This window comes from Bacillus sp. FSL R5-0416, from assembly GCF_037975425.1.
Classification (GTDB): domain Bacteria; phylum Bacillota; class Bacilli; order Bacillales; family Bacillaceae; genus Bacillus; species Bacillus subtilis.
Genome location: NZ_CP150252.1, coordinates 2974265 through 2991670, shown reverse-complemented (window position 1 = coordinate 2991670; position 17406 = coordinate 2974265). Strand labels below are relative to the sequence as shown.

At 44.6% G+C, this 17406-nt stretch carries 17 protein-coding genes; 12 read left to right on the top strand and 5 right to left on the bottom strand.

Annotated features, from left to right (window positions below; translation table 11 throughout):
- The 4 genes from NYE20_RS16015 (at position 1) to NYE20_RS16000 (ending at position 3205) form a co-directional block, all read left to right on the top strand.
- Complete coding sequence (locus tag NYE20_RS16015) at positions 1 to 135, top strand: hypothetical protein (RefSeq protein ID WP_004399018.1); 135 nt, start codon at positions 1 to 3, stop codon at positions 133 to 135.
- A gap of 126 nt (positions 136 to 261) precedes the next feature.
- On the top strand, positions 262 to 1029 hold the full coding sequence (locus NYE20_RS16010) for an SDR family oxidoreductase (protein WP_130572693.1): 768 nt from the start codon (positions 262 to 264) through the stop codon (positions 1027 to 1029).
- 62 nt (positions 1030 to 1091) lie between these two features.
- A complete protein-coding gene (locus NYE20_RS16005) occupies positions 1092 to 1775 on the top strand; it encodes a metal-dependent hydrolase (protein WP_003245964.1) in 684 nt (227 codons plus the stop codon).
- Positions 1776 to 1885: 110 nt separating this feature from the next.
- Positions 1886 to 3205: a CBS domain-containing protein gene (locus NYE20_RS16000; RefSeq protein ID WP_004398641.1), complete on the top strand. Its 1320-nt coding sequence runs from the start codon at positions 1886 to 1888 to the stop codon at positions 3203 to 3205.
- 18 nt (positions 3206 to 3223) lie between these two features.
- Here the strand turns inward: NYE20_RS16000 and NYE20_RS15995 are convergent, their stop codons facing one another.
- Positions 3224 to 3526 carry a YtpI family protein gene (locus NYE20_RS15995; protein WP_003229401.1) on the bottom strand — a complete coding sequence of 101 codons (303 nt, stop codon included), beginning with the start codon at positions 3524 to 3526 and terminating at the stop codon, positions 3224 to 3226.
- Between the two features lie 130 nt (positions 3527 to 3656).
- On the opposite strand from NYE20_RS15995, the gene nrnA reads away from it, so the two are divergent.
- Positions 3657 to 4598 carry a bifunctional oligoribonuclease/PAP phosphatase NrnA gene (gene nrnA / locus NYE20_RS15990; protein ID WP_004398971.1) on the top strand — a complete coding sequence of 314 codons (942 nt, stop codon included), beginning with the start codon at positions 3657 to 3659 and terminating at the stop codon, positions 4596 to 4598.
- A gap of 17 nt (positions 4599 to 4615) precedes the next feature.
- Here the strand turns inward: nrnA and NYE20_RS15985 are convergent, their stop codons facing one another.
- The 3 genes from NYE20_RS15985 to ytrH form a co-directional block, all read right to left on the bottom strand.
- Positions 4616 to 4807 (bottom strand): hypothetical protein, encoded by a 192-nt coding sequence (locus NYE20_RS15985; protein ID WP_003229407.1) that lies wholly within the window; start codon positions 4805 to 4807, stop codon positions 4616 to 4618.
- A 101-nt stretch (positions 4808 to 4908) separates the two neighbouring features.
- The gene (gene ytrI / locus NYE20_RS15980; protein ID WP_003229408.1) at positions 4909 to 5412 is read right to left on the bottom strand and encodes a sporulation membrane protein YtrI; all 504 of its coding nucleotides are present in this window, start codon (positions 5410 to 5412) and stop codon (positions 4909 to 4911) included.
- Complete coding sequence (gene ytrH / locus NYE20_RS15975) at positions 5409 to 5750, bottom strand: sporulation membrane protein YtrH (protein WP_003229410.1); 342 nt, start codon at positions 5748 to 5750, stop codon at positions 5409 to 5411. The genes ytrI and ytrH overlap by 4 nt, the downstream gene beginning before the upstream one ends.
- Before the next feature lie 139 nt (positions 5751 to 5889).
- Here ytrH and dnaE point away from each other — a divergent pair, with 139 nt between their 5' ends.
- The 7 genes from dnaE to NYE20_RS15940 all read left to right on the top strand — a co-directional run bounded on the left by dnaE (position 5890) and on the right by NYE20_RS15940 (position 16194).
- Positions 5890 to 9237 carry a DNA polymerase III subunit alpha gene (gene dnaE / locus NYE20_RS15970; protein ID WP_103803827.1) on the top strand — a complete coding sequence of 1116 codons (3348 nt, stop codon included), beginning with the start codon at positions 5890 to 5892 and terminating at the stop codon, positions 9235 to 9237.
- A 136-nt stretch (positions 9238 to 9373) separates the two neighbouring features.
- Positions 9374 to 10606, top strand: a complete 1233-nt coding sequence (gene maeB / locus NYE20_RS15965) for an NADP-dependent malic enzyme (RefSeq protein WP_014664951.1) — start codon at positions 9374 to 9376, stop codon at positions 10604 to 10606.
- A gap of 334 nt (positions 10607 to 10940) precedes the next feature.
- Positions 10941 to 11813, top strand: coding sequence for an acetyl-CoA carboxylase, carboxyltransferase subunit beta (gene accD / locus NYE20_RS15960; protein ID WP_017695750.1), 873 nt, complete (start codon positions 10941 to 10943; stop codon positions 11811 to 11813).
- Entirely contained in the window at positions 11798 to 12775 is a 978-nt protein-coding gene (gene accA, locus NYE20_RS15955; RefSeq protein WP_003229417.1) for an acetyl-CoA carboxylase carboxyl transferase subunit alpha, read from the top strand. The genes accD and accA overlap by 16 nt, the downstream gene beginning before the upstream one ends.
- Positions 12776 to 12958: 183 nt before the next feature.
- On the top strand, positions 12959 to 13918 hold the full coding sequence (gene pfkA, locus NYE20_RS15950) for a 6-phosphofructokinase (RefSeq protein WP_003237788.1): 960 nt from the start codon (positions 12959 to 12961) through the stop codon (positions 13916 to 13918).
- A gap of 42 nt (positions 13919 to 13960) precedes the next feature.
- Complete coding sequence (gene pyk, locus NYE20_RS15945; RefSeq protein WP_021480298.1) at positions 13961 to 15718, top strand: pyruvate kinase; 1758 nt, start codon at positions 13961 to 13963, stop codon at positions 15716 to 15718.
- A 92-nt stretch (positions 15719 to 15810) separates the two neighbouring features.
- Positions 15811 to 16194, top strand: coding sequence for an FxsA family protein (locus NYE20_RS15940; protein ID WP_339183424.1), 384 nt, complete (start codon positions 15811 to 15813; stop codon positions 16192 to 16194).
- 33 nt (positions 16195 to 16227) lie between these two features.
- Here NYE20_RS15940 and ytvI read toward each other — a convergent pair whose 3' ends face one another.
- Entirely contained in the window at positions 16228 to 17343 is a 1116-nt protein-coding gene (ytvI, locus tag NYE20_RS15935; RefSeq protein ID WP_038827985.1) for a sporulation integral membrane protein YtvI, read from the bottom strand.
- Positions 17344 to 17406: the final 63 nt, after the last annotated feature.

The window sequence follows — 17406 nt, the reverse complement described above, 5'->3', positions numbered from 1 at the left end:
ATGATGAAAAAAGAACCGGAACGCTATATTTATGATGAACAAGAAAGCCAGGAGACAACAAGGCTCATTTCAGAAGCGTATCAAAGCGGTTATGTCGATATGCCTGATCAGGAGTCTTCATCTCCTGCAGAATAAGCTGTCTGTACAGGCAGCTTTTTTTGTATGCCAAAGTGTAAAAAGTGATATTGCAAGCCTTTTATAGTAAAGTAGAAGAAGAAACACTTTATTGAAAGCGGCGACGTTGCTTTGGGAGGTATTCATGTGCGACATGCTTTAATTACTGCCGGTTCGAAGGGTTTAGGCCGCAAAGTGACTGAAACGTTGCTTGCAAAGGGGTATTCAGTAACAGTCAATTACAGACAGGATGAGGAGGCAGTCAGCCGCCTGAAGGAAGCCTGTTCCGATTGTCTTGACCGGCTGCAATTTGTAAAAGGTGATGTCACCAAAAAAGAAGATCTGCTGCGTATTGCAGAGGCTGCCTTAAACCGCTTCGGAAGGATCGACTTTTTGATTAACAACGCGGGACCATACATATTTGAACGTAAAAAGTTAGCCGATTATACTGATGATGAATGGTATGGCATGCTGGAAGGAAATTTAAGCGCCGTCTTTCATTTATTCAAAGCGGTTATTCCTATTATGAGAAAACAGCAATTTGGACGCATCATTACGTACGGATTCCAAGGTGCGGCTCACGCGCCCGGCTGGCTTCACCGATCGGCATTTGGCGCTGCGAAAGTGGGCTTGGCTTCTTTGACGAAGACAATTGCCATTGAAGAAGCCGAATTCGGCATAACCGCCAACATGGTTTGCCCGGGAGACATTGTCGGCGACATGAAAGAAGCATCGATAGAGGAAGCCAGAATGCGAATCGGCAAAGAAAAAACGCCGATAGGAAGATCCGGTACAGGCGAGGATATCGCCCGGATTATCGCTTTCTTGTGTGAGGAGAACTCAGACCTTGTGACAGGGACTGTCATTGAAGCCACCGGAGGCCTCAATGTCATTAACAAGAATCAAACAACATAAGTTTTTCAGCTTTTTAAAAAGGGAAAATAAAAAAATCAAAATCATGTGACGAGGTGAAAGAAATGAAAGTGACATATCACGGACATTCTGTAATCACAGTGGAAACGAAGGACCATCATATTATTTTTGATCCGTTTTTAACAGGGAATTCATTAACGGATATAAAGCCGGAGGATGTAAAAGCGGATGTCATCTTATTAACGCACGGCCACAATGACCATGTCGGTGATACTGAACAAATCGCCAAGCAAAATAACGCGTTGGTTATAGCCCCGAACGAGCTCGCTGTGTACTTAGGCTGGAAAGGCTTGAATGTTCATCCAATGCATATTGGCGGCTCCCGCCAGTTCGATTTTGGAAAAGTGAAGCTTACACAGGCCTTTCATGGATCAGCCATCACAGATGAAGAAAACAAAACGATCACTTACACAGGCATGCCTGCCGGTATTTTGCTGACTGTAGAAGATAAAACGATTTTCCACGCGGGCGATACGGCTCTTTTCTCTGATATGAAACTCATTGGCGAATTGAATCATATCGACCTTGCTTTCCTGCCGATTGGCGATAACTTTACGATGGGGCCTGAAGACGCCAAGCTTGCCGCTGAATGGCTGCGCGCAAAACAGGTCGTGCCGGTGCATTACAATACATTCCCGGTCATCGAACAAGACCCAGAAGCATTCGCTGACAGCCTGCCGGGCGGAGTCGGCAAAGTCATGTCGGTCGGTGAGACGATCGAGCTTTAAACCGTGAAACCATCTCTAGGAGATGGTTTTTTATTTTCCAGCCTCATTGCGTATAAATCCTTTGAAACCTTATAATAAAAACAAGAAGACTGTCCTTAGAGGTGAAAGGCTTGGCAACGAAGCATGAACAAATTTTAACGTATATCGATTCACTGCCTGTCGGTGAAAAAATTTCTGTCCGAAGAATTGCAAAGGAAATGAAAGTAAGCGAAGGAACCGCGTACAGAGCGATCAAGGAAGCAGAGAATAAAGGGTTTGTCAGCACGATTGAACGTGTGGGCACAATCAGAATTGAACAAAAGAAAAAAGAGAACATTGAAAAGCTTACCTATGCAGAGGTTGTAAATGTTATAGACGGACAAGTGCTCGGAGGCAGGGCAGGGCTCCATAAGACATTGAATAAATTCGTCATCGGCGCGATGGAGCTTGACGCGATGATGCGTTACACCGCAGCGGGGAATCTTTTGATTGTCGGAAACAGAATCAATGCACACAGGCAGGCGCTTGAAGCGGGCGCGGCCGTATTGGTGACCGGGGGCTTTAACACGGATGACAGCATTGTGCAGCTGGCAGATGAGCTTGAACTGCCGATTTTATCCACGAGCTATGACACCTTTACAGTTGCCGCGATGATTAACCGGGCAATTTATGACCAGCTGATCAAAAAAGAAATTGTTTTAGTGGAGGACATCCTAACACCCGCTGACCGCACGGTATATCTTTCGCCAAAGGATAAACTTGAAAAATGGTATGAGAAAAATTTTGAAACCGGCCACGGCCGATTCCCAGTTGTCGACGATCAAATGAAAATCCACGGCATTCTGACATCAAAAGATATTGCTGGCCATGACCGAAATGCATCTATAGAAAAAGTCATGACCAAAAATCCCGTCACGGTTATTGGGAAAACATCTGTCGCTTCAGCTGCGCAAATGATGGTATGGGAAGGGATCGAAGTGCTTCCCGTCACTGACGGCCACCAAAAACTCATCGGCATGATCAGCCGCCAAGACGTATTGAAAGCTCTTCAAATGATTCAAAAGCAGCCGCAGGTCGGGGAGAAGCTTGATGATATCGTTTCAAGGGGGTTTAAAGATGAGGGTGATGATAAAGAAGATCAAACGGTTTACGAGTATGAAGTCACGCCGCAAATGACAAATCAGCTTGGAACCATTTCTTATGGCGTATTTACGACCATTTTGACGCAAGCGGCAAACCGATTTTTGCGCTCGAAAAAACGCGGCGAACTCGTCATAGAGAGCATCACCATCTTCTTTTTGAAGCCTGTGCAGATGGAATCAGTCATCGAAGTCAAACCTCGCATCTTGGAGGCCGGCAGAAAGTTTGGGAAAATGGAAGTGGAAGTGCACAGCCAAGGTCATATCGTGTCTAAAGCGATGCTGATGGTTCAGCTGATGGAAAGAAGCTAAGGGACGTTCAGGCGCCCCTTACGCGTGATCTCTTTCAGCTTCTTTGGCGTGAAGGGGATTGTAATGCCTAAAGGCTTTATAACCTGCCCAAGCGCTTCCTGCTCCTATGACGATAAAGATACCGCCGATTACTAACGTTAATACTGAATGGAATAATATCATTTGGTTAAGCCCGTAGAACAGGACTAGTGACCCTAAGGCCATGCTTGATTTTGCTGAACATATTTCTTTTGCCAAAGATGGCTTTGCCCGTACGCCTTTTACTTTATAGTACACATAAAAGCAGGCTGAAAGCCCAATCAAAAAAACAAGAACCAGCATAAATGAAATCCTCCATCGTAAAAGTTTACAAACCCATTTTATACAAAAACGGGCTTGGTTTTGACGTTATTTTTCTTTTCCGTCGGCAGAGAATGTGATTTAATGAATAAAAACAATAAAGGAGTATCAAATGAAAACAGAATTGATCAGAACCATATCATTATATGACACGATTATCTTACATAGACATGTGCGTCCTGATCCGGATGCCTACGGATCACAGTGCGGGCTTACGGAAATCCTGCGTGAAACATATCCTGAAAAAAATATTTTTGCGGTCGGCACGCCTGAACCGTCCCTCTCTTTTTTATATTCCCTCGATGAGGTGGACAATGAAACATATGAAGGCGCACTTGTCATTGTCTGTGACACGGCAAATCAAGAAAGAATCGACGATCAGCGTTATCCTTCAGGCGCCAAACTAATGAAAATCGACCACCATCCGAACGAAGATCCATACGGTGACCTTCTCTGGGTCGATACAAGCGCCAGCTCAGTAAGTGAAATGATTTACGAGCTGTATTTAGAAGGAAAAGAGCACGGCTGGAAGCTGAATACGAAAGCGGCAGAGCTGATCTACGCCGGCATTGTTGGAGATACCGGACGCTTTTTATTTCCGAATACCACGGAAAAAACATTAAAATATGCAGGCGAGCTCATTCAGTATCCATTCTCTTCCTCAGAGTTATTTAATCAATTGTATGAAACAAAACTGAATGTGGTGAAGCTTAACGGCTTTATCTTTCAAAATGTGTCTTTGTCCGAAAACGGGGCTGCTTCTGTTTTCATCAAAAAGGATACGCTTGAAAAATTCGGCACAACGGCTTCTGAAGCGTCGCAGCTTGTCGGGACGCTTGGCAATATCTCAGGTATTCGCGCCTGGGTGTTTTTCGTAGAAGAAGACGATCAAATCAGAGTCAGATTCCGTTCGAAGGGGCCTGTCATTAACGGACTTGCCCGGAAATATAACGGCGGAGGGCATCCGTTAGCTTCAGGCGCCTCTATTTACAGCTGGGATGAAGCTGATCGGATTTTAGCTGATCTGGAAACATTATGTAAAGAACACGAGTAGAGGGGAGACCCTCTCTCTTAGTGTTCATCTGTGACGGGGATGAACCAGCAGCCGAAATCAGTAAGGTCCTCGTAGACTTGGAGATTGTGTGATTGAAGTTCTTTTTTGATGAGGGAAGCGAGTGAGTTTGTTTCGGCATATGCAGAAAAACCTTGTCTGAGACGGGCTGCTTGATCTTTTGCTAACTGACGGTCACTGTAAACCTCCATTTCCCTTCCTCCTTCCTTTCGCCATTAAGCCTCACATATAGTTTATAAAAAAGAATGGGAAAAAGCGACAGAAGTTTGGAGAATTTAAAAAAAATCCATAATTATGTGGCGAAAGATATTTCAAGTTCCACTGTCAGCCTCGTATAAATAATCAATTCTCTGACGGTTGCCTCGTATTTTTTTTCATTGATCATATAGACTTTATTTTCAATTGTCCGCTTCAAGAGATCCTTTGTTTGATAGACGCTCTCTATGTCTTTTGTAATCACCTCTGAAATATCATCCTTTACATGCTCCTCGAATTTCGTTTTATCCGGCTGTGATATTTTATATTTATCCCCATTCAGCAATTTGACGCTGACGCTTTGAATCAGCAGTTTTCTTTTATTATCTTCATTCAGTTTATGGAGGTCTTCTTGATAGATCGAAATTTGATTGTTCAAGTCTTTTACATGCTCTTTTTGCTTTTCGATGAGGCTGACCTGCTCCTCTTGGAATGTTCCGTAAGTAAACAGGAAAAAGAACCAGCTAATTACGGCTCCGCACATCATTCCCGCGAAAAAACGCTGCCATCCCGGTTTTTTGTAATGCTGGGGGACCCTCATGAAGAAAGATGCTCCTGAGTCAGCCATGATATAATAAGCCAGCCGCTTTGCGCGCCCCCCATGGCCGAAATAATTAAAAGAAGCTGTTTAAAGATATCTCTCGTATTGCCTTCGAGTATGCCGCGTTCAAAGCTGTATACCGCATCAAAGGTGCCTCCGATAGCTGCGACAAGCGCCCATATTTTTAACCGGTTGGCAAGCTTTGTAATGGCTGTAAGCGGGGGTTCGCCTGCCAAGTATGCTCCGAGCCCTCCAATGAGTGCGCCTCCGATCAGCACCCCTAACGCAATGAAGTAGCTATTGATAAAATTCACCATAAATCCTGCTTCCTGATCCATCTTTATCACCTCACCTTTTATATCATATTGAGCTTTCAGGACAAGTATGATGATGAGTCAAAAAAGAACATTTGTTTCTTTTGGAAACCGGCCTTATAATGAGGGAAGAAATGAATCGTAATGAGAAAGAGGTGATAGCATGTCTTTTGTTCACCTGCAAGTGCATAGCGGGTATAGCCTGCTAAACAGCGCCGCGGCTGTGGAAGAACTCGTCAGTGAAGCTGACAGGCTCGGATATGCGTCTTTGGCGCTGACAGATGATCATGTCATGTACGGAGCTATTCAATTTTATAAAGCTTGCAAGGCGAGAGGGATCAACCCAATAATCGGTTTGACGGCTTCTGTTTTTACAGATGACAGCGAGCTTGAAGCATACCCGCTCGTCCTGCTGGCAAAATCAAATACAGGCTATCAAAACCTGCTGAAAATCAGCAGCGTTCTGCAATCTAAATCAAAAGGCGGACTGAAGCCGAAATGGCTTCACAGTTATCGAGAAGGGATTATCGCAATAACGCCCGGCGAAAAAGGATATATTGAAACACTTCTTGAAGGAGGGCTGTTCGAACAGGCTGCTCAAGCCTCGCTGGAATTTCAGTCTATATTCGGAAAGGGAGCTTTTTATTTCTCCTATCAGCCTTTTAAAGGGAATCAAGTCTTGTCTGAGCAGATTCTAAAGCTATCAGAAGAAACGGATATCCCTGTTACGGCCACAGGCGATGTGCATTACATAAGGAAGGAAGATAAGGCTGCCTACCGTTGTTTGAAAGCGATTAAAGCGGGGGAAAAACTGACGGATGCACCCGCTGAAGATTTGCCTGATCTCGATTTGAAACCACTCGAAGAAATGCAAAACATTTATCGAGAGCATCCCGAGGCACTGCAAGCTTCTGTAGAGATCGCGGAACAATGCCGGGTTGACGTCAGTCTCGGGCAGACCCGTCTACCGTCTTTTCCGACCCCAGACGGAACGTCCGCTGATGATTATTTAACGGATATCTGTATGGAGGGACTCCGCAGCCGTTTCGGCAAGCCTGATGAACGATACCTTCGCCGTCTTCAATATGAGCTTGATGTCATCAAGCGGATGAAGTTCAGCGATTACTTTCTGATCGTGTGGGATTTTATGAAGCACGCCCATAAAAAAGGGATTGTTACAGGACCGGGAAGAGGTTCTGCGGCAGGTTCTCTTGTGGCATATGTGCTGTATATCACAGATGTTGACCCGATTAAGCATCACCTTCTGTTTGAAAGATTTTTAAATCCCGAGCGCGTCAGCATGCCGGATATTGATATTGACTTTCCCGATACTAGAAGGGATGAAGTCATTCAATATGTTCAGCAGAAATACGGTGCAATGCACGTCGCACAGATTATCACCTTTGGAACACTTGCGGCAAAGGCGGCGCTCCGGGACGTCGGCAGAGTATTCGGCGTCAGCCCGAAGGAGGCAGATCAGCTTGCAAAACTCATTCCTTCAAGACCGGGCATGACGCTGGATGAAGCGAGACAGCAGTCACCGCAGCTGGATAAGCGGCTTCGGGAGTCAAGCCTGCTTCAGCAAGTCTATTCAATTGCCCGGAAAATAGAAGGGCTGCCAAGGCATGCATCAACCCACGCAGCGGGCGTTGTCCTGAGTGAAGAACCCTTAACAGATGTTGTTCCGCTTCAAGAAGGGCATGAAGGGATCTATTTAACGCAATACGCGATGGACCATCTTGAAGACTTGGGCCTTTTAAAAATGGATTTCTTAGGTTTGAGGAATCTGACACTTATTGAATCCATCACTTCAATGATTGAAAAAGAAGAAAATATTAAAATAGATCTTTCAAGTATTTCCTACAGCGATGACAAAACGTTCTCCTTGCTGTCAAAAGGGGATACGACAGGCATTTTCCAGCTTGAATCTGCAGGGATGAGAAGCGTCTTGAAACGGCTGAAACCTTCGGGCCTAGAAGATATTGTGGCGGTCAATGCACTGTACCGGCCGGGTCCGATGGAAAATATTCCGTTATTTATCGACCGTAAACACGGCCGGGCGCCTGTTCACTATCCTCATGAAGATTTAAGGAGCATTTTGGAAGATACATATGGCGTCATTGTGTATCAGGAACAAATTATGATGATTGCTTCCCGTATGGCGGGGTTTTCTTTAGGCGAAGCGGACCTATTGAGAAGGGCGGTCAGCAAAAAGAAAAAAGAAATCCTGGACAGAGAGCGAAGCCATTTTGTTGAAGGGTGCTTAAAAAAGGAGTATTCTGTAGACACTGCAAATGAGGTCTACGATTTAATCGTCAAATTCGCAAACTATGGCTTTAACAGAAGCCATGCGGTGGCATACAGCATGATCGGGTGCCAGCTTGCGTATTTGAAAGCTCATTATCCGTTATATTTTATGTGCGGATTGCTGACAAGCGTCATTGGCAATGAGGATAAAATCTCTCAATATCTTTACGAAGCAAAGGGGAGCGGGATTCGTATCCTTCCTCCGTCAGTGAATAAAAGCAGTTTTCCGTTTACAGTTGAAAACGGATCTGTCAGATACAGCCTCCGCGCAATAAAAAGTGTAGGCGTCTCAGCAGTCAAAGATATATATAAAGCAAGAAAAGAGAAACCATTTGAAGATCTTTTCGATTTCTGCTTTCGCGTGCCGTCAAAAAGCGTAAATCGCAAAGTGCTTGAAGCACTTATCTTTTCTGGTGCGATGGACGAATTCGGCCAAAGCCGGGCCACGCTGCTCGCATCCATTGATGTTGCTTTGGAACATGCTGAGCTATTCGCCGCGGACGATGACCAAATGGGATTGTTTTTAGATGAATCGTTTTCAATTAAGCCGAAGTATGTGGAGACGGAGGAGCTTCCTCTGGTGGATTTACTTGCGTTTGAAAAGGAAACGCTTGGCATTTATTTTTCAAATCATCCCCTCTCCGCCTTCCGAAAACAGCTCACTGCGCAAGGAGCAGTCTCCATTCTGCAGGCTCAGCGGGCAGTCAAAAGGCAGCTTTCACTAGGCGTTCTGCTGTCGAAGATCAAAACGATTCGGACGAAAACAGGTCAAAACATGGCGTTTTTAACGCTCAGTGATGAAACCGGCGAGATGGAAGCCGTAGTCTTCCCTGAACAATTCAGACAGCTTTCTCCCGTTTTAAGAGAAGGCGCTCTTTTGTTCACTGCGGGGAAATGTGAAGTTAGACAAGATAAGATCCAATTCATCATGTCCCGGGCAGAATTATTAGAAAATATGGATGCAGAAAAAGCGCCATCGGTTTATATAAAAATAGAAAGCAGTCAGCACAGCCAGGAGATCCTGGCAAAGATTAAGCGCATTTTGCTGGAGCATAAAGGGGAAACAGGCGTTTATCTCTATTATGAAAGGCAAAAACAGACGATTAAGCTACCTGAGTCGTTCCATATCAATGCAGATCACCAGGTGTTATATCGCTTAAAAGAGCTGTTGGGTCAAAAAAACGTCGTTTTAAAACAGTGGTAACGATTCGCTTTTTGTTATACAATTGGAGCAATTATGTGATCCTGTTTAAATATTCAGATAGATTTACTCCGCAGAATGCAGCAATCAACGCAGCAGTATACGAATCAAAAAATATCCATAAGGAGTGTTTAGGAGAATGTCATTAAGAGAAGAAGCATTACACCTGCATAAAGTCAACCAGGGGAAACTGGAGTCTAAATCAAAAGTAGAGGTCAGAAATGCGAAAGATTTAAGCCTCGCGTATTCTCCGGGTGTTGCAGAACCGTGTAAGGATATTCATGAAGACATTAACAAAGTATATGATTACACAATGAAGGGGAACATGGTAGCAGTTGTAACTGACGGTACAGCTGTACTTGGCCTTGGAAACATCGGCCCTGAAGCGGCGCTTCCTGTTATGGAAGGGAAAGCAGTTCTTTTCAAAAGCTTTGCGGGCGTAGATGCGTTCCCGATTGCTTTAAACACAAACGATGTTGATAAAATCGTTGAAACTGTAAAATTGCTGGAACCGACATTTGGCGGCGTCAACCTTGAAGATATTGCAGCGCCAAACTGCTTTATCATTGAAGAGCGCCTCAAAAAAGAAACAAACATCCCGGTTTTCCATGATGATCAGCACGGTACTGCCATTGTAACCGTAGCAGGTCTTGTGAACGCGCTGAAACTGTCTGGAAAATCCATGTCATCCATTAAAGTTGTCGCAAACGGCGCGGGTGCGGCTGGCATTGCGATTATCAAGCTTCTTCATCATTATGGCGTTCGCGACATTGTGATGTGCGATTCCAAAGGGGCCATTTATGAAGGGCGCCCGAACGGCATGAACGATGTCAAAAATGAAGTGGCGAAGTTCACGAACCAAGATCGCAAAGACGGTTCTCTGAAAGATGTCATCGTTGATGCTGACGTATTTATCGGTGTCTCTGTAGCAGGCGCGTTAACAAAAGAGATGGTTCAAAGCATGGCAAAAGATCCGATTATCTTTGCAATGGCAAATCCAAATCCGGAAATCATGCCGGAAGATGCGCGTGAAGCCGGAGCAAGCGTTATCGGAACTGGCCGTTCTGACTTCCCGAACCAAGTAAACAATGTTCTTGCATTCCCTGGTATTTTCCGCGGAGCACTTGATGTGCGTGCCACTCATATTAACGAGGAAATGAAAATCGCAGCGGTTGAAGCCATTGCTTCACTGGTTTCAGAAGATGAGCTTAGCGCAGATTATGTCATCCCTGCACCGTTTGATAAACGTGTTGCGCCTGCTGTTGCGAAGGCTGTGGCAAAAGCTGCGATGGAAACAGGTGTCGCAAGAATCACTGTTGACCCTGAGGAAGTCGCAGAAAAAACAAGAAAACTTACGATTATTGGTGAATAATTTTAATTCATTCCAAAAATGGCAGCGCGTTGGCGGAGACCGGCGCGCTGTTCTCAAGTTAAACTGACGGCTGAAATTTTTTTAGGGGGTTAGCCTTAAAAAAATTTCAGCCGGGTTTAACATTATATTTGAATGCGCTGTCAACCTTGTCGTTTCAACACCTTATCTGATTTCATACAAGCCTTTCCGAGCACGTCATCGAATAAAAAGTTGTCGAATTGAGGATGACAGCGTTTGACAAAAAAAGTACAATAGTTTCGGTAAAGTTATTAGCAAGTCTATCTGTTTGATGACATGCGGTGAAGAGAACCCTTCACAAAAGGGAGGTAATCATTTGTTAAAGGATATATTCACGAAAAAGAAAAAGTATGCTTCCGTACCATCTGAACAAGCGAAGCACGATGTTCCGGAAGGCATTATGACAAAATGTCCTAAGTGTAAAAAAATCATGCTCACTAAAGAGTTGGATAAAAATATGCGGGTATGCATGAACTGCGATTATCATTTCCCAATGAACGCAAAACAGCGTATCGAAAGCTTGATGGATGAACAATCCTTTGAGGAATTCAATCAGGGAATGCTCTCGGAAAATCCGCTTGGTTTCCCGGGATATCTGGAAAAGCTTGAAAAAGATCGCGAGAAAACATCCTTAAACGAGGCTGTTGTGACAGGCAAAGGCACCATCGGCGGACACCCGGCTGTTGTCGCCGTCATGGATTCTTCATTCAGAATGGGCAGCATGGGTTCAGTCGTCGGTGAAAAAATCACGCTTGCGATTGAAAAAGCAAAAGCTGATAAAGTTCCGTTTATTATTTTTACGGCTTCAGGCGGCGCTAGAATGCAGGAAGGCGTATTAAGTTTGATGCAGATGGCTAAGACAAGCTCTGCGTTAAAACTGTTCAGTGAAGAACAGGGTCTTATTATTTCAGTAATGACGCATCCGACTACCGGGGGCGTATCAGCAAGCTTTGCATCCCTTGGCGATTACAATTTCGCTGAGCCTGGCGCGCTGATCGGTTTTGCCGGAAGACGGATTATTGAACAGACAATAGGAGAAAAACTGCCTGAGGACTTCCAAACGGCTGAATTTTTATTAAAACATGGACAGCTTGATGCGGTTATTCATCGCGACGATATGAAAAAAACGTTAGAAAATCTGCTGGATATGCATCAAACAGGAGGTGACATTGAGTGGCTCCAAGATTAGAATTTGAAAAACCGGTGATTGAACTGCAAACCAAAATCGCCGAACTAAAAAAATTCACCCAAGATTCCGATATGGATCTAAGTGCGGAAATCGAACGGCTCGAAGACCGTCTCGCTAAGCTTCAGGATGATATTTATAAAAATTTGAAGCCATGGGACCGGGTTCAAATCGCGCGTTTGGCGGACCGTCCGACAACTCTTGATTATATCGAACACCTGTTTACCGACTTTTTTGAATGTCACGGAGACAGAGCGTACGGGGACGATGAAGCCATTGTCGGCGGGATTGCGAAGTTCCACGGCCTCCCTGTAACGGTAATCGGGCATCAGCGCGGCAAAGACACGAAGGAAAACCTAGTCCGCAATTTTGGGATGCCGCATCCTGAAGGCTACAGAAAAGCGCTTCGTCTGATGAAACAGGCTGACAAATTTAACAGACCAATTATCTGTTTTATTGATACGAAGGGGGCATACCCTGGACGAGCAGCTGAAGAAAGAGGACAAAGTGAAGCTATTGCCAAAAACCTGTTTGAGATGGCCGGCCTTCGAGTGCCTGTTATCTGCATCGTCATCGGTGAAGGCGGAAGCGGCGGAGCCCTTGGTCTGGGTGTAGGCAATCACTTGCATATGCTGGAAAACTCTACTTATTCTGTTATTTCTCCGGAAGGTGCCGCGGCACTTTTATGGAAGGACTCCAGTCTTGCTAAAAAAGCAGCAGAAACAATGAAAATCACTGCGCCGGATTTAAAAGAATTAGGTATTATAGATCATATGATTAAAGAAGTAAAAGGCGGAGCGCACCATGATGTGAAGCTGCAGGCAAGCTATATGGACGAAACCCTTAAACAATCGTTAAAAACTTTGCTGAAGCTGAGCGAAGAAGAATTAGTTCAGCAGCGCTATGAAAAATATAAAGCAATTGGCAAAGTCTCGGTTGAAGATCAATATATCGGGGTAAACTAAATAAACGTGAAGCCTTTGGCTCACGTTTATTTTTTGTGACATTCCTTAAATTTTATTTAAAAACAATTTATTTAATTGTATAATAGGTAAGGTTTCATAGGGAGGATGGAGATCCCTTTTCATTGTTTTTAGGGCAATGATCATGTTATGTTTAATCATATATGTTGCTGAGGTGAATGGAGAATGAAACGTATAGGGGTATTAACGAGCGGCGGGGATTCCCCGGGAATGAACGCAGCAGTTCGCGCAGTAGTCAGAAAAGCGATCTATCATGACGTTGAAGTTTACGGTATTTACAACGGATACGCGGGATTGATCAGCGGAAAGATTGAAAAGCTTGAACTCGGATCAGTAGGCGATATTATACATCGTGGAGGAACTAAGCTTTATACGGCAAGATGTCCTGAATTCAAAACAGTTGAAGGCCGTGAAAAAGGGATAGAAAACTTGAAGAAGCTTGGTATTGAAGGCCTTGTTGTTATCGGCGGAGACGGTTCATATATGGGTGCGAAAAAATTAACGGAACACGGGTTTCCATGTGTAGGTGTACCGGGTACAATTGATAATGACATTCCGGGCACTGATTTTACAATCGGTTTCGATACAGCTTTAAATACAGTAATTGACGCAATTGATAAGATTCGCGATACAGCGACTTCTCATGAACGTACATATGTAATCGAAGTAATGGGCCGTCATGCCGGCGATATCGCATTGTGGGCCGGTCTTGCAGGGGGCGCGGAATCGATCTTAATCCCTGAGGCAGACTATGACATGCACGAAATCATTGCCCGCTTAAAACGCGGCCACGAACGCGGCAAGAAGCACAGTATTATTATTGTTGCCGAAGGTGTAGGCAGCGGTGTTGAATTCGGGAAACGCATTGAAGAAGAAACAAATCTTGAAACTAGGGTATCTGTATTGGGCCATATCCAGCGCGGAGGTTCTCCGAGTGCTGCTGACCGTGTGTTAGCAAGCCGTCTCGGCGCATATGCAGTTGAACTGCTGCTTGAAGGAAAAGGCGGACGCTGTGTAGGTATACAAAACAATAAGCTTGTAGACCATGATATTATAGAAATACTTGAGACAAAACACACAGTTGAGCAAAACATGTATCAGCTTTCAAAAGAACTGTCTATCTAATGTACAGCTGAAGGCTGAAGATTTCAGAAGGAAGTGAACCAAATGAGAAAAACTAAAATTGTTTGTACCATCGGTCCGGCAAGTGAAAGTATTGAAATGCTTACGAAATTAATGGAGTCAGGAATGAACGTGGCTCGATTAAACTTTTCTCACGGAGATTTTGAGGAACACGGTGCAAGAATTAAAAATATCCGCGAAGCAAGTAAAAAACTTGGCAAGAACGTTGGAATTCTGCTTGATACAAAAGGTCCTGAAATCCGCACACATACAATGGAAAACGGCGGTATTGAGCTTGAAACAGGCAAAGAGCTCATTATTTCAATGGACGAGGTTGTAGGAACAACAGATAAAATTTCAGTGACATATGAAGGTTTAGTCCATGACGTTGAACAAGGTTCAACGATTCTGTTAGATGACGGCCTTATCGGTCTTGAGGTACTTGATGTAGATGCCGCTAAACGCGAAATCAAAACAAAAGTATTAAACAACGGAACACTCAAAAATAAAAAAGGTGTTAACGTACCGGGCGTAAGTGTCAATCTTCCGGGTATTACTGAAAAGGATGCGCGAGACATCGTTTTCGGTATTGAGCAAGGAGTAGACTTCATCGCACCATCTTTCATTCGACGTTCTACGGATGTGCTCGAAATCCGTGAGCTTCTTGAAGAGCACAACGCTCAGGATATTCAAATCATCCCTAAAATCGAAAACCAAGAGGGCGTTGACAACATCGATGCGATTCTCGAAGTGTCTGACGGCTTAATGGTTGCACGCGGAGACTTAGGTGTGGAAATTCCAGCTGAAGAAGTGCCGCTTGTGCAAAAAGAACTGATCAAAAAATGCAACGCGCTGGGCAAACCTGTTATTACAGCAACACAAATGCTTGACAGCATGCAGCGCAACCCGCGTCCGACTCGTGCGGAAGCAAGTGACGTTGCAAACGCGATCTTCGACGGAACAGATGCGATCATGCTTTCTGGTGAAACTGCTGCCGGAAGTTATCCGGTTGAAGCAGTTCAAACAATGCATAACATCGCGTCCCGTTCTGAAGAAGCTTTAAATTATAAAGAAATTCTCTCAAAACGCAGAGATCAAGTGGGCATGACAATTACAGACGCAATTGGACAATCTGTCGCACATACGGCGATTAACCTGAATGCTGCTGCGATCGTAACGCCGACAGAAAGCGGCCATACAGCACGTATGATTGCAAAATACCGTCCGCAGGCTCCGATTGTTGCGGTTACTGTAAATGACTCTATTTCCAGAAAGCTTGCCCTCGTATCTGGTGTATTCGCGGAAAGCGGCCAAAATGCGAGCTCAACAGATGAGATGCTTGAGGATGCTGTCCAAAAATCATTGAACAGCGGAATTGTAAAACACGGCGATCTTATCGTTATTACAGCAGGCACTGTCGGTGAGTCCGGCACTACGAACTTAATGAAGGTTCATACTGTCGGCGATATCGTCGCTAAAGGCCAAGGCATTGGACGCAAATCAGCTTACGGTCCGGTTGTCGTTGCACAAAATGCAAAAGAAGCTGAGCAAAAAATGACTGACGGTGCGGTACTTGTTACCAAAAGCACTGACCGTGATATGATTGCATCCCTTGAAAAAGCGTCTGCTCTTATTACAGAAGAAGGCGGTTTGACTAGCCATGCTGCGGTAGTCGGATTAAGCCTTGGCATCCCGGTTATCGTGGGTCTGGAAAATGCGACATCTATTTTGACAGATGGCCAGGATATTACAGTTGACGCTTCCAGAGGCGCAGTCTATCAAGGCCGTGCGAGCGTTCTTTAATTACAGGTGAAAATGGAAGGGGAATCCCTTCCTTTTCTCTTTATCATGCCTTTTGTTGAACAGAACGTGTTACACGTGTGGGGGGCTTGGATATGAGATTTTTGTTTTTGCTTTTTATTGTGTTTCCGGCAATAGAAATCGGCATATTCCTATTTTTAGGCAAGCTGATTGGCATTTTGCCGACAGTTCTATTCATGATTCTGACTGGCATTATCGGCGCAGCAGCTGCAAAAAAACAAGGAACCGAAGTGTATTATAAGGTTCAGCGTGATCTTCAATATGGCAAAATGCCGGGGGAAGCGATTGTTGACGGTTTGTGCATTTTCATTGGCGGTCTATTGCTGATGCTTCCGGGCTTTTTATCAGATTTGGCCGGCGCCTGTCTTCTTATCCCGTTTACCCGCGGCTGGTGTAAGCCGATTCTGTTCAAATGGCTGAGAGGAATGTCGAAGAATAAGCGGATCATCATCAAATAAAAAACGGCAGCCATGAAAAAAACGGCTGCCGTTTTATTTTTGCTGAACGGTGATATAGGACCATATTTCTTTTAATGCGCCTGTTGTGATGAAAGCTTGGATGATGACGAGTACAGCCGGTCCAGCAATCAGTCCTAAAAACCCGAATAATTTAAAGCCGGCAAACAGGGCGATGAGTGTTGCCAGCGGATCGATCCCGATAGATTTACTTAGTATCTTGGGCTCTGTCAGCTGCCGCTGAATAAGAACGACGAGGTACAGGATACCAATTCCGATCGCTTGGGGCAGCTGGCCCGTAATCGATAAATACAAAATCCAGGGCACAAATACGGAGCCGGCACCTAAGTAAGGGAGAAGATCTACAAGCCCGATTAAAAAAGCAATTGTTGCGGCGTGTTCAACCTTTAAGAGAGAAAGGCCGATAAATACAATCACCATCGTGATGAAAACGAGGACGGCTTGTGCTTTGATAAAACCAGTCATTGCTTTTTTTAATTCGCTGCTGATTGCTTTGCTGTTAGCTGTCACACGATCCGGCAGAATTAAAACAAGCATGGCTTTCAGCTTGTGCCAATCCTTTGTCATAAAAAAGGTTGCCAGAAGAGAAAAAATCAGAACCGCCGCCGTATTGGGAAGAAGAGCAAAAAATCTCGGGATCATCTCTAGAATGTGGGACAGCAAGAGCCCGGCATTTTTAGCGGCAGAATCACCGAGTGTCTGGATATGAGTGACGATGGAAGCCTGCTGGTTCGTTTCCAATTCTTGAAACAAAAGAGTTAACTCGTTATAGAGCGGCTGAATATGAGTTGTAAACAATTTTTCGCAATATGAAATAAACGTGCTGATATGCGGAGGCAGCGTTTTTGCTAGATAGGCTGTTCCCGTTACGATTTCGGCTACCAGAATGGTGAGGACGCCGAAGGCCGCGAGCAGAAAAAAAGCAAGAACGCCCAGAACATTTATCGTTCGGGGGAATCCTGTCACTTTGTCCAAATAATCGACAACAGGATGAATCATTGAAGAAAGAATAAGGGCGATCAGGAACGGATAAGTTAACGGAAACGAATAATAGGCCGCAGCTATCGACCCTGCGGTCATTGATATGACAAAGAGGGTTCTGAAAAAAATAGTGATATAAGATTGATTCACGAAAACGGTCCTCCTCTCGTCAGCATGTCCTATTTTTTATATGTATTCACGCTGCGGCTGAAT

Coding starts and splice junctions, on each gene's coding strand:
- NYE20_RS16015 (WP_004399018.1), top strand. CDS start 1: ATGATGAAAAAAGAACCGGAACGCTATATTTATGATGAACAAGAAAGC.
- NYE20_RS16005 (WP_003245964.1), top strand. CDS start 1,092: ATGAAAGTGACATATCACGGACATTCTGTAATCACAGTGGAAACGAAG.
- NYE20_RS15995 (WP_003229401.1), bottom strand. CDS start 3,526: ATGCTGGTTCTTGTTTTTTTGATTGGGCTTTCAGCCTGCTTTTATGTG.
- nrnA (WP_004398971.1), top strand. CDS start 3,657: ATGAAAACAGAATTGATCAGAACCATATCATTATATGACACGATTATC.
- NYE20_RS15985 (WP_003229407.1), bottom strand. CDS start 4,807: ATGGAGGTTTACAGTGACCGTCAGTTAGCAAAAGATCAAGCAGCCCGT.
- ytrI (WP_003229408.1), bottom strand. CDS start 5,412: ATGAGGGTCCCCCAGCATTACAAAAAACCGGGATGGCAGCGTTTTTTC.
- ytrH (WP_003229410.1), bottom strand. CDS start 5,750: ATGGATCAGGAAGCAGGATTTATGGTGAATTTTATCAATAGCTACTTC.
- dnaE (WP_103803827.1), top strand. CDS start 5,890: ATGTCTTTTGTTCACCTGCAAGTGCATAGCGGGTATAGCCTGCTAAAC.
- maeB (WP_014664951.1), top strand. CDS start 9,374: ATGTCATTAAGAGAAGAAGCATTACACCTGCATAAAGTCAACCAGGGG.
- pfkA (WP_003237788.1), top strand. CDS start 12,959: ATGAAACGTATAGGGGTATTAACGAGCGGCGGGGATTCCCCGGGAATG.
- pyk (WP_021480298.1), top strand. CDS start 13,961: ATGAGAAAAACTAAAATTGTTTGTACCATCGGTCCGGCAAGTGAAAGT.
- NYE20_RS15940 (WP_339183424.1), top strand. CDS start 15,811: ATGAGATTTTTGTTTTTGCTTTTTATTGTGTTTCCGGCAATAGAAATC.